This window comes from Serratia sp. CY44782 (assembly GCF_052168715.1).
Classification (GTDB): Bacteria; Pseudomonadota; Gammaproteobacteria; order Enterobacterales; family Enterobacteriaceae; genus Serratia; species Serratia nevei.
In genome coordinates, this window is record NZ_JBJNME010000001.1 from 667249 (window position 1) to 684818 (window position 17570).

Annotated in this window: 12 protein-coding genes; all 12 read left to right on the forward strand. The window is 59.7% G+C overall.

Features of this window, described 5'->3' with window-relative positions; genetic code table 11:
• Positions 1–33: 33 nt before the first annotated feature.
• The 12 genes from ACJ8HT_RS03245 (at position 34) to narJ (ending at position 17570) form a co-directional block, all read left to right on the forward strand.
• Positions 34–1167, forward strand: a complete 1134-nt coding sequence (locus tag ACJ8HT_RS03245) for a polysaccharide export protein (RefSeq protein WP_197652655.1) — start codon at positions 34–36, stop codon at positions 1165–1167.
• A gap of 27 nt (positions 1168–1194) precedes the next feature.
• A complete protein-coding gene (locus ACJ8HT_RS03250; RefSeq protein ID WP_194572476.1) occupies positions 1195–3375 on the forward strand; it encodes a polysaccharide biosynthesis tyrosine autokinase in 2181 nt (726 codons plus the stop codon).
• 4 nt (positions 3376–3379) lie between these two features.
• Positions 3380–4678 carry an oligosaccharide flippase family protein gene (locus tag ACJ8HT_RS03255; RefSeq protein ID WP_197652656.1) on the forward strand — a complete coding sequence of 433 codons (1299 nt, stop codon included), beginning with the start codon at positions 3380–3382 and terminating at the stop codon, positions 4676–4678.
• Entirely contained in the window at positions 4659–5507 is an 849-nt protein-coding gene (locus ACJ8HT_RS03260) for an ATP-grasp fold amidoligase family protein (protein ID WP_197652657.1), read from the forward strand. The genes ACJ8HT_RS03255 and ACJ8HT_RS03260 overlap by 20 nt, the downstream gene beginning before the upstream one ends.
• A 6-nt stretch (positions 5508–5513) precedes the next feature.
• Entirely contained in the window at positions 5514–6668 is a 1155-nt protein-coding gene (locus ACJ8HT_RS03265; RefSeq protein ID WP_197652658.1) for a hypothetical protein, read from the forward strand.
• A gap of 3 nt (positions 6669–6671) precedes the next feature.
• Positions 6672–7577: a glycosyltransferase family 2 protein gene (locus ACJ8HT_RS03270; RefSeq protein WP_049202058.1), complete on the forward strand. Its 906-nt coding sequence runs from the start codon at positions 6672–6674 to the stop codon at positions 7575–7577.
• Position 7578: 1 nt separating this feature from the next.
• The gene (locus tag ACJ8HT_RS03275) at positions 7579–8634 is read left to right on the forward strand and encodes a glycosyltransferase family 4 protein (RefSeq protein WP_195873486.1); all 1056 of its coding nucleotides are present in this window, start codon (positions 7579–7581) and stop codon (positions 8632–8634) included.
• A 7-nt stretch (positions 8635–8641) separates the two neighbouring features.
• The gene (locus tag ACJ8HT_RS03280) at positions 8642–9385 is read left to right on the forward strand and encodes a glycosyltransferase family 2 protein (RefSeq protein ID WP_060424048.1); all 744 of its coding nucleotides are present in this window, start codon (positions 8642–8644) and stop codon (positions 9383–9385) included.
• Between the two features lie 11 nt (positions 9386–9396).
• Positions 9397–11256 (forward strand): carbohydrate binding domain-containing protein, encoded by a 1860-nt coding sequence (locus tag ACJ8HT_RS03285; protein ID WP_053091819.1) that lies wholly within the window; start codon positions 9397–9399, stop codon positions 11254–11256.
• Between the two features lie 292 nt (positions 11257–11548).
• Positions 11549–15310, forward strand: a complete 3762-nt coding sequence (locus tag ACJ8HT_RS03290; RefSeq protein ID WP_197652659.1) for a nitrate reductase subunit alpha — start codon at positions 11549–11551, stop codon at positions 15308–15310.
• Positions 15307–16851, forward strand: a complete 1545-nt coding sequence (gene narH, locus ACJ8HT_RS03295; protein WP_016927361.1) for a nitrate reductase subunit beta — start codon at positions 15307–15309, stop codon at positions 16849–16851. The genes ACJ8HT_RS03290 and narH overlap by 4 nt, the downstream gene beginning before the upstream one ends.
• Complete coding sequence (gene narJ, locus ACJ8HT_RS03300) at positions 16848–17570, forward strand: nitrate reductase molybdenum cofactor assembly chaperone (RefSeq protein ID WP_197652660.1); 723 nt, start codon at positions 16848–16850, stop codon at positions 17568–17570. The genes narH and narJ overlap by 4 nt, the downstream gene beginning before the upstream one ends.

Here is a 17570-nt window from a genome sequence, read left to right on the forward strand (position 1 = left end):
CTGCGGCAGCAGCCCGTCTATCACGGTACCCCCATGAATTTTCATTTGCCTCTTTTGATGCCGTTGGTCTGTACCTCTGCGCTATTGAGCGGTTGTACGGTGGTCCCCGGCTCGCATTTACCGACCAGTGGAAAAGCCATCGTCGTGCAGCAGGACGACGATTTCGATTTGAATAACCAGGTACAGGTTTATCGCATGTCGCCGATGCTGCTGCAGAAAATGCGGCGTGTAGAGCCGGTCGCCCGGCCGAATCCGGCGCTGGACCAGCGATTGCAGAGCTATCAATACCGCATCGGCGTCGGCGACGTGTTGAACGTCACGGTTTGGGATCACCCCGAGTTGACCACGCCGGCCGGGCAGTACCGCAGCGCCAGCGACACCGGCAACTGGGTGCATGCAGATGGCACGATCTTTTATCCCTATATCGGGCGCGTGGCGGTGGTGGGCAAGACCGTCACCGAAGTGCGCAGCCTGATTGCCGGCCGTCTGGCGCAGTATGTGGAAAGCCCGCAGGTGGACGTCAGCATCGCCGCTTTCCGCTCGCAAAAGGCCTACGTGACCGGCGAGGTAAAAACCTCCGGTCAACAGGCGATCACCAACGTGCCGTTGACCATCCTGGATGCGATCAACGCCGCCGGCGGCCTGACGGACAACGCCGACTGGCGCAACGTGGTGCTGACCCATCAGGGCAAGGAGCGCGCTATCTCGTTGCAGGCGCTGATGCAGCGCGGCGACATCAGCCAGAACGCGCTGCTGCAACCGGGTGACATCCTCTACATTCCGCGCAATGACGAATTGAAAGTGTTCGTGATGGGCGAGGTGGGCAAACAAACGACGCTGAAGATGGATCGCAGCGGCATGACCCTGACCGAAGCCCTCGGATCTTCCGAAGGGATCAGCCAGACGGTGGCGGATGCGACCGGGGTGTTCGTGATCCGGCCGAGCGGCGGTAAAGCGCCTCAGCGGCTGGCGACGCTGTATCAGTTCGATCTCTCCGACGCCAGCGCGCTGGCAATGGGCGCCGAATTCCAGCTGCAACCTTACGATGTCGTGTACGTCACTGCGGCGCCGGTCGCGCGCTGGAACCGTTTGATCAGCCAGCTGGTGCCGACCATCAGCAGCTTTAACGATCTCAGCGAGGCTACCTTGCGCTTGCGCAACTGGTAACTCCGCAGGGTGAATAAGGAACAGAAGATGAAAAACAATGCGCTGTCTGTGATGGTGGCCGAACAAGATGAAAAGCTGGAGTGGGAGCGTCTGGTAGGGCCGCTGTGGGATAACCGTTGGCGGATCGCCGTCGTGACCGGTTTGGCCGGCGTGCTGGGTGTCGCTTACGCCCTGTTGGCCACTCCGGTGTATCAGGCTACGGCGGTGGTGCAGGTGGAGAAGCAGCTATCCGGCGATTCGCTGCTGCGTGAAACGCTGGACAGCTCGATGGGGCAAAGTTCAGCGACGCAGGATGAGGTGACGTTGGTCAAGTCACGCTACGTGCTCGGCAAAACGGTGGACGCCCTCGGCTTGACGGTGCGCGTCAGCCCGGACTATTTCCCGGTGTTCGGCAAAGGTTTTGCCCGGCTGAGCGGCGAAAAACCGCCGGTCCTGGACATTGCCACGCTGACGACGCCGGCGGACATGCAGGACGAATCGCTGACGCTGACGGTGCGCGACGGGCAGCATTACGAGTTGAGCTATGACGGCGACAAACTGTTCAGTGGGATTGTCGGGCAGCCGGTGAAGCAGGGCGATTGGAACATGACCGTCTCGGCGCTGGACGCGGCACCGGGCGCCAGCTTCACCGTGGTTAAAGTCGCGCGTCAAAAAGCGGTGGACGATCTGCGCAAATACCTGGACGTGGTGCCGGGTGGCAAGGACAGCGGCATCATAACCTTTACGCTGCCGAGCGAAGATCCGCAGAATGCCGAGGCGATGCTGAAGAACATCACCGATAACTATCTGCAGCAGAACGTGGATCGCAAAACGGAAGAGACGCAGCGTATGCTGGCGTTCCTGCAAGAGCAGCTGCCGCAAACGCAAACCTCATTGAACAACGCCGAAACCCAGCTCAATCAATTCCGCCAGCAAAACGACTCGGTGGATCTGTCGCTGGAAGCCAAATCGGTGCTGGATACTCAGGTGCAGCTCGAGGCCCAGCTCAACGAGCTGACCTTCAAGGAAGCGGAGATCTCCAAGCTCTATACCCGTGTGCACCCGGCTTACCGGGCGCTGCTGGAAAAGCGCGCCACGCTGGAGGCGGAAAAGGCGCGGCTGGGTAAACAGGTGCAGACGCTGCCGAAAATGCAGCAGGAGATCCTGCGCCTCACCCGCGACGTGCAGGTGGATCAACAGGTTTACATGCAACTGATGAACAAACAGCAGGAGCTGAGCATCAGCAAGGCCGGCACGGTGGGCAACGTTCGCATCATCGACGAGGCGGAAACCGCTATCCGGCCGATTAAGCCGCAAAAGGCGTTGATCGTGCTGTTGGCGCTGCTGCTGGGCGCGGCGGGCGCCGCCTCGGTCGTGCTGTTGCGCGCGGCTTTCCATCGCGGCATCAATGATATCGATACCCTGGAGAGACGGGGCATCAACGTCTACGCCACCGTGCCGCTGTCGCCATGGCAGGTGAAGCGCAACCGCGAACAGCGTCATTTGCTACCTAAATCCGGCGGCCGGCGCTTGCCGATCCTGGCGGTGGCCGAACCGACGGATCTGTCGGTGGAAGCGATCCGCAGCCTGCGCACCAGCCTGCATTTCGCCATGCTGGAGGCCAAAAACAACATTCTGATGGTCTCCGGTGCCAGCCCGGAAAGCGGCAAGAGCTTTACCAGTACCAACCTGGCGGTGGTGGTGGCGCAGGCCGGGCAGCGGGTGCTGCTGATCGACGCCGATATGCGCAAAGGCTTCCTGCACCGCTGGCTGGCGGACGATGGCCATAAGGGCCTGTCCGACATGCTGGTGGGCAACGTGATGGCGGAAGAGGCGGTGCGGAAAACCGCCATCGCCAATCTGGATTTCGTGCCGCGCGGCCAGGTGCCGCCTAACCCGTCCGAACTGCTGATGCATCGCCGTTTCGCCGATTTTCTGCGCTGGGCCGGGCAAAACTACGATCTGGTGTTGATCGATACGCCGCCGATTCTGGCGGTGACGGATGCGGCGATCGTCGGCAATCACGCGGGCACCTCGCTGCTGGTGGTGCGTTTTGAGGTCAACACCGTCAAGCAGATCGAAACCAGCATGCGCCGTTTCGAACAGAATGGGGTGGGGATCAAGGGCGTGATCCTCAACGGCATGGTGAAGAAGGCGGCAACCGACATGAGCTACTACAACTTCGCCTACCCAAGCCATCGGGAAGATCGCCCGCAGGCGGGAGAATAAGCGGGTGAAGGCCATTATCACCAATGCTCTGTGGCTGATGCTCGAACGCGTTTCGCTCAGCCTGTCCGGCATCTTCGTCTCCATTTACGTTGCGCGCTATCTGGGGCCCGCGCAGTTTGGCGCGCTCAACTATCTGTTGGCGACGATTGCCATCGTGGTGCCACTGGTGCAGTTGGGCGCCGACAGCATCATTTTCAACCGCGTCGCCCGCCGACAGCCGAGCGGCATTCGCCTGATGCTGGCGTCAATACGCCTGCGCCGTTGGCTGTTCCTGGTGGTGGCGCTGCCGATGCTGACATGGAGCTATTTCAGCCAATCGCCCGCCAGTCAACTGATGACGCTGTTGCTGCTTGTCAGCGCCTATTTCTCGATTCAGGACGTGTACAAGATTTATTACGATGCCCGCCTGCAGTCGAAACGCAATACGCTGATCAACAACCTGGCGCTGCTGCTGTCGATCGGACTGCGGCTGGCGCTGGTGAGCGCCGCGCTGCCGCTGGTGTGGTTCGCGGTACCCTACATCCTCAGCAGCGCCGTACCTTACCTGGCGCGCCTCTGGTTATTCCGTGGGGAAGCTGCGGCCTCGCTGCGGGTTACGCCACGCCAGGCCGGGCGCTATGGTCGTTATTTGCTCAAGGTGGGCCTGCCGTTGGCCATCTCCAGCCTGTCGATAGTGATCTATACCCGCATCGATCAAATCATGCTGGGCAATCTGGTCGGCGAGCAGGCGGTAGGCTGGTTCAGTGCCGCCACCACCCTCAGCCAAGGCTGGGTTTTCGTGCCGATGGCGCTGATCACCTCGTTGATGCCGGGCATTGCCAGCTGTCGCGATCCGTTGGAGCAGGAATACCGTATCCGGGTGCTTTATCTGGTGGTCTTGGGCCTGTCGTTGCCGGTGTTGCTGGGCCTATGGTGGTTCGCCCACCCGGCCATTGCGCTGCTGTACGGTGCCGCTTTCCAACCGGCTGCCAGCATCCTGGCTATTTGTACGCTGACCTCGCTGTTCTCGGTCATGGGGACGGTTTCCTACCGCAGCATCGTGCTGTTCGCCGGCTATCGCTTTATCGCCATCAAGATGCCGTTGGTGGCTGTGGCGAACGTGGTGATGAATCTGCTGCTGATCCCGCGCTATGGCCTGACCGGGGCGGCGGTGTCTACGCTGTTGGCGGAATTCATTTCGTTCTTTGTGCTGAATAGTCTATTTCGTGGTGGAAAAATTACCCGACTGCAGCTGACCTGTTTTTACTGCCTGCCGCGTCTTGTCAGCAAATTAAGGAGAGAGCATGTTAAATACCCTGGTTAAAAACATTTCCAAGCGCCTACCCGATGCCTGGCACCATCAGGTTAAATACGCGCTCTATTTCAAGAAGCTGCCGCACCTGTCAAAACCGACCGGTTTCAGCGAAAAGATCATGCGTCGCAAGATTTACCCGCGCAGCATCTACACCACCTTGTCGGACAAGTTCAAGGTACGCGAATTTATCGCCGGCCTGTGGGGCGAGGAGTATCTGGTGGAGCTGTATGCGCATGGCACTGAGCTCAGCTACGACATGTTCAGGCAGTTGCCCAACGCCTTCGTGCTGAAAGCCAACCACGGCAGCGGTTATAACCGATTGGTGTTCGACAAGCGGCAGGTGAGCTACGCGGAGTTGTACGATCTCAGCAACTCTTGGATGCACAGTAACTTTTACGAGCAGAGCCGCGAAAAACATTATCTGGGTATCGAACCCTGCATCATGGTGGAGCGCATGTTGCTGGATGGCGAGCAGGTGCCGAACGATATCAAGTTTCATTGTTTCAACGACAATCATGAAATCCGCATGTTCATTCAGGTGGATTATCAGCGTTTCGGCACTCATCGCCGCGACATTTTTGATATCGACTGGAACCGCACCGAAATCCGTATCAGCTTACCGAATGCCGACGAACCGATGCCGCGCCCCACACGGCTGGAAGAAATGACGCGTTTGGCTCGCCAGGCCGCGCAGCAGTTCTCTTATGTCCGCGTGGATTTCTACCAGGTCGGCGAGAAGGTGTATTTCGGCGAGTTGACGTTTACGCCTGGCGCGGGGTTAAGCAAGCTGATGCCGAAAAACATTGAGCAGGAATGGGGCAGTTATTTTACTGAGTAAACACTTATGCAAAGAGTCGCCTCCAATTTTCAGATGCATGCCAACGCCGGTTATAATCAGTCGCGGGATTTAGTCAATCAATCCATCGTATTGACCTTTCTGCTGATGTTTTTCGTGAAAACCTTCCTGACCTCGGGATCGTTCAACAGCGAGCTGATTAATAAAACCGTGATGGGGCTTAATGGCCTGATGTTGCTCTATGTCGGTTATGCATTTTTTATCGCTACGCTGGCGGAAAAGGCGGTTGCGGGTTTTTTGGCTCTGTTGTTTCTGGTTAATATTGCCACCGGGCATGGTGATTATCTGTTTGGCGCGGTATTCAGCACGGCGGTGATCATTTTATTTCGCCGCATAGACATGGGACGTGGCGCTGAAATGTTTGCCATCGCCTTTGTGGTGGCAGGGTTGCTGATGGTCATTCCCTATAGCTTTTACACCAATGGGTTTGTTTACCTTGATGAACGTTACGGCAACAGATTAACGCTGGGTTTCGATAACCCGAATACCCTGGCGTATTATTCTTTTGCCTTGTTCTCCACACTGCTGTGCCTGATCGATCATGCAAAATTAACGCGTGGAATGAAAAATATCGCGTCGTTGGCGGTGTCGGCGTTAATTCTCCCGGTGCTGATGTATTCCTATTCTCGCACCTGTTTTATGCTGGCGTTGTTGATGTTATTGCTGTTTTGGCTAGCGCCGCTGCTGCGTGTCGCCCCCAATAGAAAAGTCTGCATCGTGCTGACGCTGATCATTGTTGGCTTTCAATTCGCCAGCGTTATGCTCTGGGGGAGCAATCCGGCATTGGACGTCCTCTTGAACCAGGCGTTGACCGGGCGAGTCTGGTTCTCCTGGCAGATGTTTCAGGCGGTGGGACTGCCCAATCCGCTGTTTGGCATGAATATAGAACCTTATAAGCCTGTCGATTTCTTCTTCATTGCCATGTTTTATTCGGCCGGTGGCATCGCCTCTGTTGTCATGCTTTTCTGTTACTTTCACCTGTTGGGGAATATGCGAAGGCTGAGTCGATTCATGCGCTGGGTGGTGGTCGTTTTCCTGTTAACAACGTTGACGGAAACCTATTTTTTGGTCCCGGTATTTAATGTGTCGTTATTGTTGCTTTGCCGTGGAAAAGAAATGATAAATTCTAAACTGGAGGGTTAAGAAATGGATTTCTCGATCGTGATCCCTATTTATAATAGTGCGCGCTACCTGCCTAAAACTCTGAAGCGGATTTTCAACGCTTGTCAAGGGTTCGACTATCAGGTGATTTTGGTTGATGATTGCTCTGACGAGGATGACATCAAATATATTCGCCAGATAGCAGCGACCAATAGCAACGTGATGCTGCATGAGAAAAAGAAGAAGAGCAATGCGGCGGTATCACGTAACTTGGGTATCAAGCTGGCGCAATCGGAGATCGTGTTTTTCCTCGACTCTGATGATTACTTTACGACCAACTATATTATTCGACGCATGAATAAACATGAAGATCGTCAGATTGATATTATCTTCGGTAACTATGCGGAGGTGAGCGGCGATTCGGTACGTGACTTCAACTTCCACTATAAATCGGGTTCTTCCGGCGAGGATTTCCTTTTTCTGGAAATGGGCGATATTCGTTCATCCACCATCAGCATACGTAAAAAAAGCGATCGCCGCTTTTTATTTCCCGAGTTTCTCAATAAGCATCAGGATTGGGGCTTTCTGGTCAATGCCACCAATTTGGGCGCGCATGTGGCTCACGACGCCGGCGGCGGCGTGTTTCTCGACGTAGGGCGCTACGGGCGCATGACGGCGAAGCTTAATCTGGAAGCCAGCGACCGCTTTATCAATACGTTCCTCAGCCCCAGCGATCGCCATATCAGCGGATTCGCCTGCAAGCATCTGCTGGCCTCGCTGTATTCAGAAAACGCCCAGGCGTTTAATTATTACTCGTCACGCATCGTGCGGCGCAGCCTGAGCGGCAAGTTCAAGATGATCAAATGGTATGGCGATTGTCTGGCGCGGTTGGGGTTGTTCTCGGTGGGCGGCCGGCTGCTGCGCAATGTGCGCCAGGGATTCAGGAGATGATATGCAACCACGCAAGGTAATCATCGTTATCGAAAATATAGCGGGTAAGGGCGGTACTGAACGGGTCGCCAGCGGATTGGCTAATGCGCTGGCGCGTCTGCCGGGCTACGACGTGGCGGTGTTTTCGCTGTTTGGCGATCGGAGCTTCTTTCCGCTAGCGAGCGATGTCCGGCTGCGCTGCGGCGGTGGCGATTCGTTGTTCTGGCCATGGCGGCTTGCATTGGCACTGCGGCGTGAACGCGCGGACGTGATCATTACCGTTTCCATGGGGAAACTGTCGGTGGTGATGACGCCTTTTCTGCGCTTGTTTTGCGCCCGCAGCCGGCTGCTATTGAGTGAGCACGTCAGCTTTCACCAGTATCCGTGCGTATTTAAGTGGTTGAAGTTGTTGGTTTATCGGCTGGCCGATTGCGTGATTTTCCTGACGCGGCAAGATAGCGACGCCATCGCTCGCTGGGTGGGTGCCGGGAAATGTCGGGTGATCGAGAACGTTTCACCGTTTGGCGCGCAAGCGCCGGCGCCGGCGCTGCAGAAAAAGGTGGCGCTGGCGGTGGGGCGATTGAGCAATCAGAAAGGCTTCGATCGTCTGATCGCGTTGTGGCGAGGAGTGGCGGCGCAGGCGCCGGATTGGCAGCTGCTGATTATTGGCGACGGTCCGGAGCGCGACGCATTGCGGCGGCAGATTGAAGAGGCCGGGTTGGAGCGGCAGGTGAGCCTGCTGCCGGCCACCGCCGACGTGGCGGCCTATTATCGCCAAGCCAGCCTGTATTTGATGACTTCTCGCTATGAGGGGTTGCCGATGGTGCTGATCGAAGCCATGAGTTTCGGCCTGCCGCTGGTGGCCTACGACTGCAAGACCGGCCCGGCCGAGTTGATAGATGATGGCGTCAACGGCTATCTGGTGCCCGATGACGACGCCGCCGCCTTCAGCGAAGGGGTGATCAAACTGATGCTCGATCCGGGTTTGCGCGAGCACTTTTCTCTCGCCGCGTTAGAGAAGTCCCGTCGTTTTTCTCCCGAACGTATTTATCCCCAGTGGCAACAGCTCACCGAGTGAGGACAGAATGGAAAAGATATCCGTGATAATGCCGGCCTACAATGCGGCGCACTCTATTAAAGAGTCGATCCTGGGTGTGCTGAATCAGCGATTTACCGATTATCACCTGTATGTGATCGATGATGCGTCCACCGACGATACTGCCGAGGTGGTGCGGCCGTTTATCCACGATCGCCTCACCTACATACGCAATGAGCATAACCAGGGCGTGGCGGAAACGCGCAACATCGGCATTGAGGCGGCGAAGGGCGACTATATCGCCTTCTGCGACAGTGATGACGTATGGCTCCCCAACAAGCTGTCGCGCCAGGCGAGCATTTTGCAAACCCGCCGCTATGACGTGGTGTGTTCCCATTATTACACCTTCGAAGACGACCTGAAATTGATCAAAAACACCCGCGGCGCGGATGAGCTTATTGGCTATCAGGACATGTTGAAAAGCAACTGGATCGGCAATCTCACCGGCATCTACAACCAGAAGCGCATCGGCAAGGTGTATCAGCAAAAAGTGGGTCATGAGGACTATTTGATGTGGCTGGCGGTGCTGCAGAAGGCGCGTAACGGCCTGGCCTACTGCATTCCCGAACCGCTGGCCTGTTACCGATTGTCTACCCACTCGCTGTCGGGCAACAAAATCCGCGCCGCGGACTGGCAATGGCGGATTTACCGTCAGCATTTGGGGCTGTCTTACCAGAAATCCTGCTATCTGTTCGCCACTTACCTGTTCAACGCCGTGGTGAAAAGGAAATGACCATGAAGGGGATGTATCAGATGGCGGCTCTGGGCTGTTGCGCCTGGTGGAGCGCTTCGGCTCTGGCGCAGAGCTGCCAACCCAATCTGTTGGCCAACCCCGGCTTTGAGCAGGGGCTCAGCGGCTGGCGTGCGCAGGGCGCACAGGCCGACGGCGATGCGCACAGCGGCCGTGGTAGTCTGCGTTATGACAATGCAGATGCGGCGCAGTACCGAACCTTCAGCCAGGCGCTGCGGGTTGCGCCCGGGCAGACGATCGATTTCGGCGTCTGGCTCAAGACCCATGGCGTACGCGGGCAAAGCCGCGACGGCGGCGCCGGGGTTTACCTGCAGAGCTTCGATGCGCAGGGGCGCTTTCTGGAAGGCAGCTATCCGGCAGGGGTGACCGGCGACAGCGGCTGGCGGCAGGTGAGCGCCAGCTATACCGTGCCGCCGCAGGCGGCGCGAGTCACTTTTGGCGTCTATCTGCGCAAGGGGAGCACCGGTACCGCCTGGTTTGACGACGCCTATGCGTGTGCTCGAGCGCCTACGCCGGCGTTGTATCAGCTCGGCGCGTCGGCACAGGGGAAGGTCGACACGCTGCTGGTCACTCCGCAGCCGCAGCATTTGCAGGTCGAGAGCGAATTGCTCAATGCCGAGGGGCAGGTTGTTCACAGTAGCCGCGACCGTTATCAGGTTGAAGGGCAGCGCCGTATCGAATACCCACTGCCGACCGGCCTGGCCCAGGGGGAATACCGCCTGCGTCAGCAGGTCATCGGGCAGCAATCCCAGCCGGCACAGGGCAGCGAGCTGTCTTTTCGCGTCGGGCAGCCTGCGGCCAAAGTGGCGATCGACAGCGAAGGCTTTACCCTGCGCGATGGTCAGCGGCTTTTCCCGTTGGGCATTTATGCCAACGTGGCGACCGATGAGCATTTGGCGCGCATCGCATCGGCGGGATTCAACACGGTGCTGAATTATGATTATGGGGAAAAGAAAGATCCTTACGCCTTTTTCCGCAACGCACGCCAGCGCGGGCTGCTGGTGATTTACTCCGTCAAAGATCAGTACAGCGGCAGCCGCTTCGCGCCGCCCGTGCGTGGTGGCGACTACGCGGCGCTGACGGCCTGGTATGTGCAGCGCTTGCGCTCTCAGCCCAACCTGCTCGCCTGGTACATCAACGATGAGCTGGGGCCGGAATATCTCGATAAGATCGAGGAAAAAAACCTGCAAATAAAGCAGCTTGACGGCGATCATCCCACCTTCCAGGTGTTGAACAAAACCGGGGAGTTGGACGCTCACTTCAACAGCAGCGACATTTTGGCGACCGACCCTTACCCGGTGGGGAACGATAGCGATCTGACGCGCACCACGCGTTATACCGAACTCACGGTGCAGGCCGCCCGCCAATCGCGCGGGGCCTGGGTGGTGATGCAAATCATGGATCACGCCGCTTATGACGCCCGCCGTAAGCCACATCCGCCGTCAGAGGCGGAAATCCGCAACCAGGCCTGGCAGGCGCTGATCGGCGGCGCCAAGGGGCTGCTGTTTTATTCCTATACCGATCTGTTTTACAAGCGCAAAACCGGCCGCTTCGACCAACGGGAGTTTGACGCCACCTGGCGCGGTGTGGCTGCCGTGTCGCAGCAAATTGCCGCTTTCACCCCTTATCTGCTGACGGGAAAATCGACGCCGCTGGCGGGAAGCGATCCGCAAATGCCGGCGCGGATGTTTATTCTGGGCGATCGCGCCTTGCTGCTGGTAGCCAATCCTTACTATCGAGAGGGAAGCACCCGATTGCGCCTTCCGGCGGGCTGGCGGCAGCAGGATGGGGGGGCGGAGATCCAGCTGGCGTTGCCCGCCGTGGGCACCGCGACGCTGTGGCTCCAACGCTGAATGCGTCGAGTGAACGTCACGCGGGAGGTCTCTCCCGCGTTCTACCCCCAAATACCCCGCCTTGCCTCCCTTCCGCCAGCCTTTGTCATGACGGCCTCTTTTATTCATTTAAATTCAATCAATTAACATCATTTTCCGCACCTATACTTTGGTGGTATTTCTCACCCGATACGCGTGTCGCCTCCCGCTTTCTCTTGATCGCAATCAATTTGCCGCCGGTTGGCCGTCAGTAGGCTGGCGGCAGATTGAGCATGTCTTCTTATAACGACAAGAGCCTTCAGGAGCATTCCGGATGAGCAAATTTTTAGACCGTTTCCGCTATTTCAAGCAGTTGGCGGAGCCTTTTTCTGGCGATCACGGCCAGACCTTGAACACCAACCGCGACTGGGAAGACGGCTACCGCAGCCGTTGGCAGCACGACAAAGTGGTGCGTTCCACCCACGGCGTGAACTGTACCGGTTCCTGCAGTTGGAAGATCTACGTGAAGAATGGCCTGGTGACCTGGGAAACCCAGCAAACCGACTACCCGCGTACCCGGCCCGATCTGCCCAACCATGAACCGCGCGGCTGCCCGCGCGGCGCCAGCTACTCCTGGTACCTGTACAGCGCCAACCGGCTGAAATACCCGCTGATGCGCAAGCGTCTGCTCAAGCTGTGGCGCGAGGCGAAAGCGCAGCACAGCGATCCGGTCGCGGCCTGGGGCTCTATCGTCGGCGATGCGGAAAAAGCCAAAAGCTACAAGGTGGCGCGCGGCCGCGGCGGCTTCGTCCGCTCCAGCTGGCAGGAGGTCAATGAACTGATCGCCGCCGCCAACGTCTATACCGCCAAAACCTTCGGCCCGGACCGTATCATCGGCTTCTCGCCGATCCCGGCGATGTCGATGGTGTCCTACGCCGCCGGCGCCCGCTACCTGTCGCTGATCGGCGGCGCCTGCCTGAGCTTCTACGACTGGTATTGCGATCTGCCGCCGGCCTCGCCGATGACCTGGGGCGAGCAGACCGACGTGCCGGAATCCGCCGACTGGTACAACTCTTCCTACATTATCGCCTGGGGCTCCAACGTGCCGCAGACGCGCACCCCGGACGCCCACTTCTTTACCGAAGTGCGTTACAAGGGCACCAAAACCGTGGCGGTGACGCCGGACTACGCCGAAGTCGCCAAGCTGTGCGACCACTGGCTGAATCCGAAGCAGGGCACCGACAGCGCGATGGCGCTGGCGATGGGCCACGTGATGCTGAAAGAGTTCCATCTCGATCGCGAAGTCGGCTACTTCCGCGACTACGTGCGCCGCTATACCGACATGCCGATGCTGGTGCTGCTGGAAGCGCGTGAAGGCGGCCATTACGCCGCCGGCCGCCTGCTGCGCGCCGCCGATCTGGTGGACGGGCTGGGCCAGGAAAACAACCCCGAGTGGAAAACCGTCGCTATCGACAGCCGCAGCGGCGATCTGGTGGCACCGCAGGGCTCCATCGGCTTCCGCTGGGGCGAGAAGGGCAAGTGGAATCTGGAACAGCGCGAGGGCAAGTTGCAACAGGAAGTCGAGCTGCAGCTCAGCCTGCTTGGCATGCATGACGACGTTGCCGAGGTGGGCTTCCCGTACTTCGGCGGCGCGGACAGCGAGCATTTCAACAGCGTGGCGCTGGACGAGATCCTGCTGCACAAGCTGCCGGTGAAACGCCTGCAGCTGGCGGACGGCAGCGAAGCGCTGGTGACCAGCGTGTATGACCTGACGCTGGCCAATTACGGTCTGGAACGCGGGCTGGGCGACGCCAACTGCGCCGCCGACTATGACGAGGTCAAGGCTTATAGCCCGGCCTGGGCCGAGCAGATCACCGGCGTGTCGCGTCACAACATCATCCGCATTGCCCGCGAGTTCGCGGAAAACGCCGAGAAAACCCACGGCCGTTCGATGATCATCGTCGGCGCCGGCGTCAACCACTGGTATCACATGGACATGACCTACCGCGGCTTGATCAACATGCTGATCTTCTGCGGTTGCGTCGGCCAGAGCGGCGGCGGCTGGGCGCACTACGTCGGCCAGGAAAAACTGCGGCCGCAAACCGGCTGGCTGCCGCTGGCGTTCGGCCTCGACTGGCAGCGCCCACCGCGCCACATGAACAGCACCTCGTTCTTCTACAACCATTCCAGCCAATGGCGCTATGAAACCGTCGGCACCGACGAGCTGCTGTCGCCGTTGGCGGACAAGTCGCGCTTCGGCGGCAGCCTGATCGACTTCAACGTGCGCGCCGAGCGCATGGGCTGGCTGCCGTCGGCGCCGCAGCTGGGCACCAACCCGCTGCGCCTGGCGGAGCAGGCCCGTGCGGCCGGTCAGTCGCCTGTCGAGTTCACCGTCGATAGCCTGAAAAACGGCACGCTGGGCTTCGCCGCCGAGCAGCCGGACAATCCGCAGAATTTCCCGCGCAACCTGTTTGTCTGGCGCTCCAACCTGCTGGGCTCCTCCGGCAAGGGCCATGAGTACATGCTCAAATACCTGTTGGGCACCGAAAACGGCATTCAGGGGAAAGATCTCGGCCAGCAGGGCGGCGTGAAGCCGCAGGAAGTGGAATGGCGCGAGCAGGGCGGCGAAGGCAAGCTGGATCTAGTGGTGACGCTCGATTTCCGCATGTCGAGCACCTGCCTGTACTCCGACGTGGTGCTGCCGACCGCCACCTGGTACGAAAAAGACGACATGAACACCTCCGACATGCACCCGTTCATCCATCCGCTGTCGGCGGCGGTCGATCCGGCCTGGGATTCGAAGAGCGACTGGGAGATCTACAAGGGCATCGCCAAGGCCTTCTCCGAAGTGTGCGTCGGCCATCTGGGCCAGGAAACCGACGTGGTGACCCTGCCTATCCAGCACGACTCCGCCGCCGAACTGGCGCAGCCTTACGGCGTGCAAGACTGGAAGAAAGGCGAGTGCGATCTGATCCCGGGCAAAACTGCGCCGCACATCATCACGGTGGAACGCGATTACCCGGCCACCTATGAGCGCTTCACCTCGCTGGGGCCGCTGCTGGACAAACTGGGCAACGGCGGCAAGGGCATCAGCTGGAACACCCAAACCGAGGTCGACTTCCTCAAGCAGCTTAACTACGTCAAGGCCGACGGCCCGGCGGCGGGGCGGCCGAAGATTGAGAGCGCAATAGACGCGGCGGAAGTGATCCTGTCGCTGGCGCCGGAAACCAACGGCCAGGTGGCGGTAAAAGCCTGGGAGGCCCTGAGCAACGTCACCGGCCGCGATCACCGGCATCTGGCGCTGAACAAGGAAGACGAGAAAATTCGCTTCCGCGACATTCAGGCGCAGCCGCGCAAAATCATCTCCAGCCCGATCTGGTCCGGTCTGGAAGACGAACACGTTTCCTACAACGCCTGTTACACCAACGTGCACGAGCTGATCCCGTGGCGCACTATCAGCGGCCGCCAGCAGCTGTATCAGGACCACGAGTGGATGCGCGCCTTCGGTGAAAGCCTGCTGGTATACCGGCCGCCGATCGACACCCGCGCCGCGCAGCCGTTGCTCAACAGCAAGCCGAACGGCAACAAGGAGAAGGCGCTGAACTTCCTGACGCCGCACCAAAAGTGGGGCATCCACTCCACCTACAGCGACAACCTGTTGATGCTGACGCTGTCGCGCGGCGGCCCGATCGTCTGGTTGAGTGAGGAAGACGCCAAAGATCTGGGCATTGCGGACAACGACTGGATCGAGGCCTTCAACGCCAACGGCGCGCTGACGGCGCGCGCGGTGGTCAGCCAGCGTATCCCGGCCGGCATGACCATGATGTACCACGCGCAGGAGCGCATCGTGAACCTGCCGGGCTCGGAGATCACCAGCCAGCGTGGCGGCATCCACAACTCGGTGACCCGCGCCTGTCCGAAGCCGACCCACATGATCGGCGGCTATGCGCAGCTGGCCTACGGCTTCAACTACTACGGCACCGTCGGCTCCAACCGCGACGAGTTCGTGGTGGTGCGCAAGATGAACCGCATTGATTGGTTGGACGACGAAGGCAACGACTACGCGCAGGGCAGTCAGCAGGAGAACAGCAAATGAAAATTCGTTCGCAAGTCGGCATGGTGCTGAATCTGGACAAGTGCATCGGTTGCCACACCTGTTCGGTCACCTGCAAAAACGTCTGGACCAGCCGCGAGGGTATGGAGTACGCCTGGTTCAATAACGTGGAAAGCAAGCCCGGCGTCGGGTATCCGCACGCCTGGGAAGATCAGGAAAAATGGAAGGGCGGCTGGATCCGTAAAATCAACGGCAAGCTGGAGCCGCGCATGGGCAGCCGCGTCGGCGTATTGTCGAAAATCTTCGCCAACCCGGACGTGCCGGCGCTGGACGACTACTACGAGCCGTTCGATTACGACTACCAGCATCTGCACACCGCCAAACAGGGCAAGCACCAGCCGGTGGCCCGCCCGCGCTCGCTGATTACCGGCCAGCGCATGAACAAGATCGAAAGCGGCCCGAACTGGGAGGAGATCCTCGGCGGGGAATTCGAAAAACGCTCGCAGGACAAGAATTTCGACAACCTGCAGAAGGCGATGTACGGCCAGTTCGAAAACACCTTCATGATGTACCTGCCGCGCCTGTGCGAGCACTGCCTCAACCCGGCCTGCGTCGCCACCTGCCCGAGCGGGGCGATCTACAAGCGCGGCGAAGACGGCATTGTGCTGATCGACCAGGACAAATGCCGCGGCTGGCGCATGTGCCTGACCGGCTGCCCGTACAAGAAAATCTACTTCAACTGGAAGAGCGGCAAGTCCGAGAAGTGCATCTTCTGCTACCCGCGCATCGAAGCCGGGCAGCCGACGGTGTGTTCGGAGACCTGCGTCGGCCGCATTCGCTACCTCGGCGTACTGCTGTACGATGCCGACCGCATCGAGCAGGCGGCGGCAGTGGAGAACGACAAGGATCTGTACCAGAGTCAGCTCGATATCTTCCTCGATCCGCATGATCCGAAGGTGATTGCTCAGGCGCTGGCGGACGGCGTGCCGCAGGGCGTCATTGAAGCTGCCCAGCAGTCGCCGGTGTACAAAATGGCGATGGACTGGAAGCTGGCGCTGCCGCTGCACCCGGAATATCGCACGCTGCCGATGGTGTGGTACGTGCCGCCGTTATCGCCGATTCAGTCCGCCGCCGACGCCGGCGAGCTGGCGCACAGTGGCGTGCTGCCGGACGTCGAGAGCCTGCGCATTCCGGTGCAGTATCTGGCGAACCTGCTGACCGCCGGCGATACCGAACCGGTACTGCTGGCGCTGAAGCGCATGCTGGCGATGCGCCACTACAAGCGGGCGGAAACCGTCGACGGCGTGGTGGACACCAGCGCGCTGGAGCAGGTCGGGTTGAGCGAAGCGCAGGCGCAGGAGATGTACCGCTACCTGGCGATCGCCAACTATGAGGATCGCTTCGTGGTACCGTCGAGCCACCGCGAGCTGGCGCGCGAAGCCTTCCCGGAAAGCAAAGGCTGCGGCTTCAGCTTCGGCGACGGCTGCCACGGCAGCGACGGCAAGTTCAACCTGTTTAACAGCCGCCGTATCGACGCCATCGACGTGACCGCGAAAACCGCGCGGCCGGAGGATGCCTCATGATCAGCCTGAAAGTGATCGCCCGCCTGCTGGATTACCCGGAGCAGGCGCTGTTTGACCATCAGCAGGCGCTGATCGAGGCGCTGGAGCCGGCCTGCGAGCTGGATCTGCACCACAGCGCGCAGCTGATTCTGTTTATCCGCCGCCTGTGCGCCCGCCCGCTGCTGGACGCGCAGGCCGACTATTGCGAGCTGTTCGATCGCGGCCGCGCCACCTCGCTGCTGCTGTTTGAGCACGTGCACGGCGAGTCGCGCGATCGCGGCCAGGCGATGGTTGACCTGATGGCGCAGTACCGCGCCGCCGGGCTGGAGATCGACAGCCGCGAGCTGCCGGATTTCCTGCCGCTGTACCTGGAGTATCTGGCCAGCCGCAGCGCAGCGCAGGCGCGGGAAGGGCTGCAGGACATTGCGCCGATCCTGGCGCTGCTGGGCGCGCGCCTGCAACAGCGCGAAAGCCCGTACGCAGTGCTGTTCGATCTGCTGCTGGCGCTGTCCGGCAGCGAGGTGCAGGCCCAGGTGTTGGAGACTCAGGTGGCGCAAGAGGCGCGTGACGATACGCCGCAGGCGCTGGATGCGGTGTGGGAAGAGGAGCAGGTCAAGTTTCTCGGCGAACAGGGCTGCGCCTCCGCCCAGCAGACGGCGCACCAGCGGCGCTTTGCCGGCGCGGTGGCGCCACAGTATCTGGACCTGACGGATGCGTTAACCGGAACCAAAGGACGCTAA

Bases quoted from the DNA above. Each gene is read 5' to 3' on its own strand.
- ACJ8HT_RS03245 (WP_197652655.1), top strand. From the start codon at position 34: ATGAATTTTCATTTGCCTCTTTTGATGCCGTTGGTCTGTACCTCTGCG.
- ACJ8HT_RS03250 (WP_194572476.1), top strand. From the start codon at position 1,195: ATGAAAAACAATGCGCTGTCTGTGATGGTGGCCGAACAAGATGAAAAG.
- ACJ8HT_RS03260 (WP_197652657.1), top strand. From the start codon at position 4,659: ATGTTAAATACCCTGGTTAAAAACATTTCCAAGCGCCTACCCGATGCC.
- ACJ8HT_RS03265 (WP_197652658.1), top strand. From the start codon at position 5,514: ATGCAAAGAGTCGCCTCCAATTTTCAGATGCATGCCAACGCCGGTTAT.
- ACJ8HT_RS03270 (WP_049202058.1), top strand. From the start codon at position 6,672: ATGGATTTCTCGATCGTGATCCCTATTTATAATAGTGCGCGCTACCTG.
- ACJ8HT_RS03275 (WP_195873486.1), top strand. From the start codon at position 7,579: ATGCAACCACGCAAGGTAATCATCGTTATCGAAAATATAGCGGGTAAG.
- ACJ8HT_RS03280 (WP_060424048.1), top strand. From the start codon at position 8,642: ATGGAAAAGATATCCGTGATAATGCCGGCCTACAATGCGGCGCACTCT.
- ACJ8HT_RS03285 (WP_053091819.1), top strand. From the start codon at position 9,397: ATGTATCAGATGGCGGCTCTGGGCTGTTGCGCCTGGTGGAGCGCTTCG.
- ACJ8HT_RS03290 (WP_197652659.1), top strand. From the start codon at position 11,549: ATGAGCAAATTTTTAGACCGTTTCCGCTATTTCAAGCAGTTGGCGGAG.
- narH (WP_016927361.1), top strand. From the start codon at position 15,307: ATGAAAATTCGTTCGCAAGTCGGCATGGTGCTGAATCTGGACAAGTGC.
- narJ (WP_197652660.1), top strand. From the start codon at position 16,848: ATGATCAGCCTGAAAGTGATCGCCCGCCTGCTGGATTACCCGGAGCAG.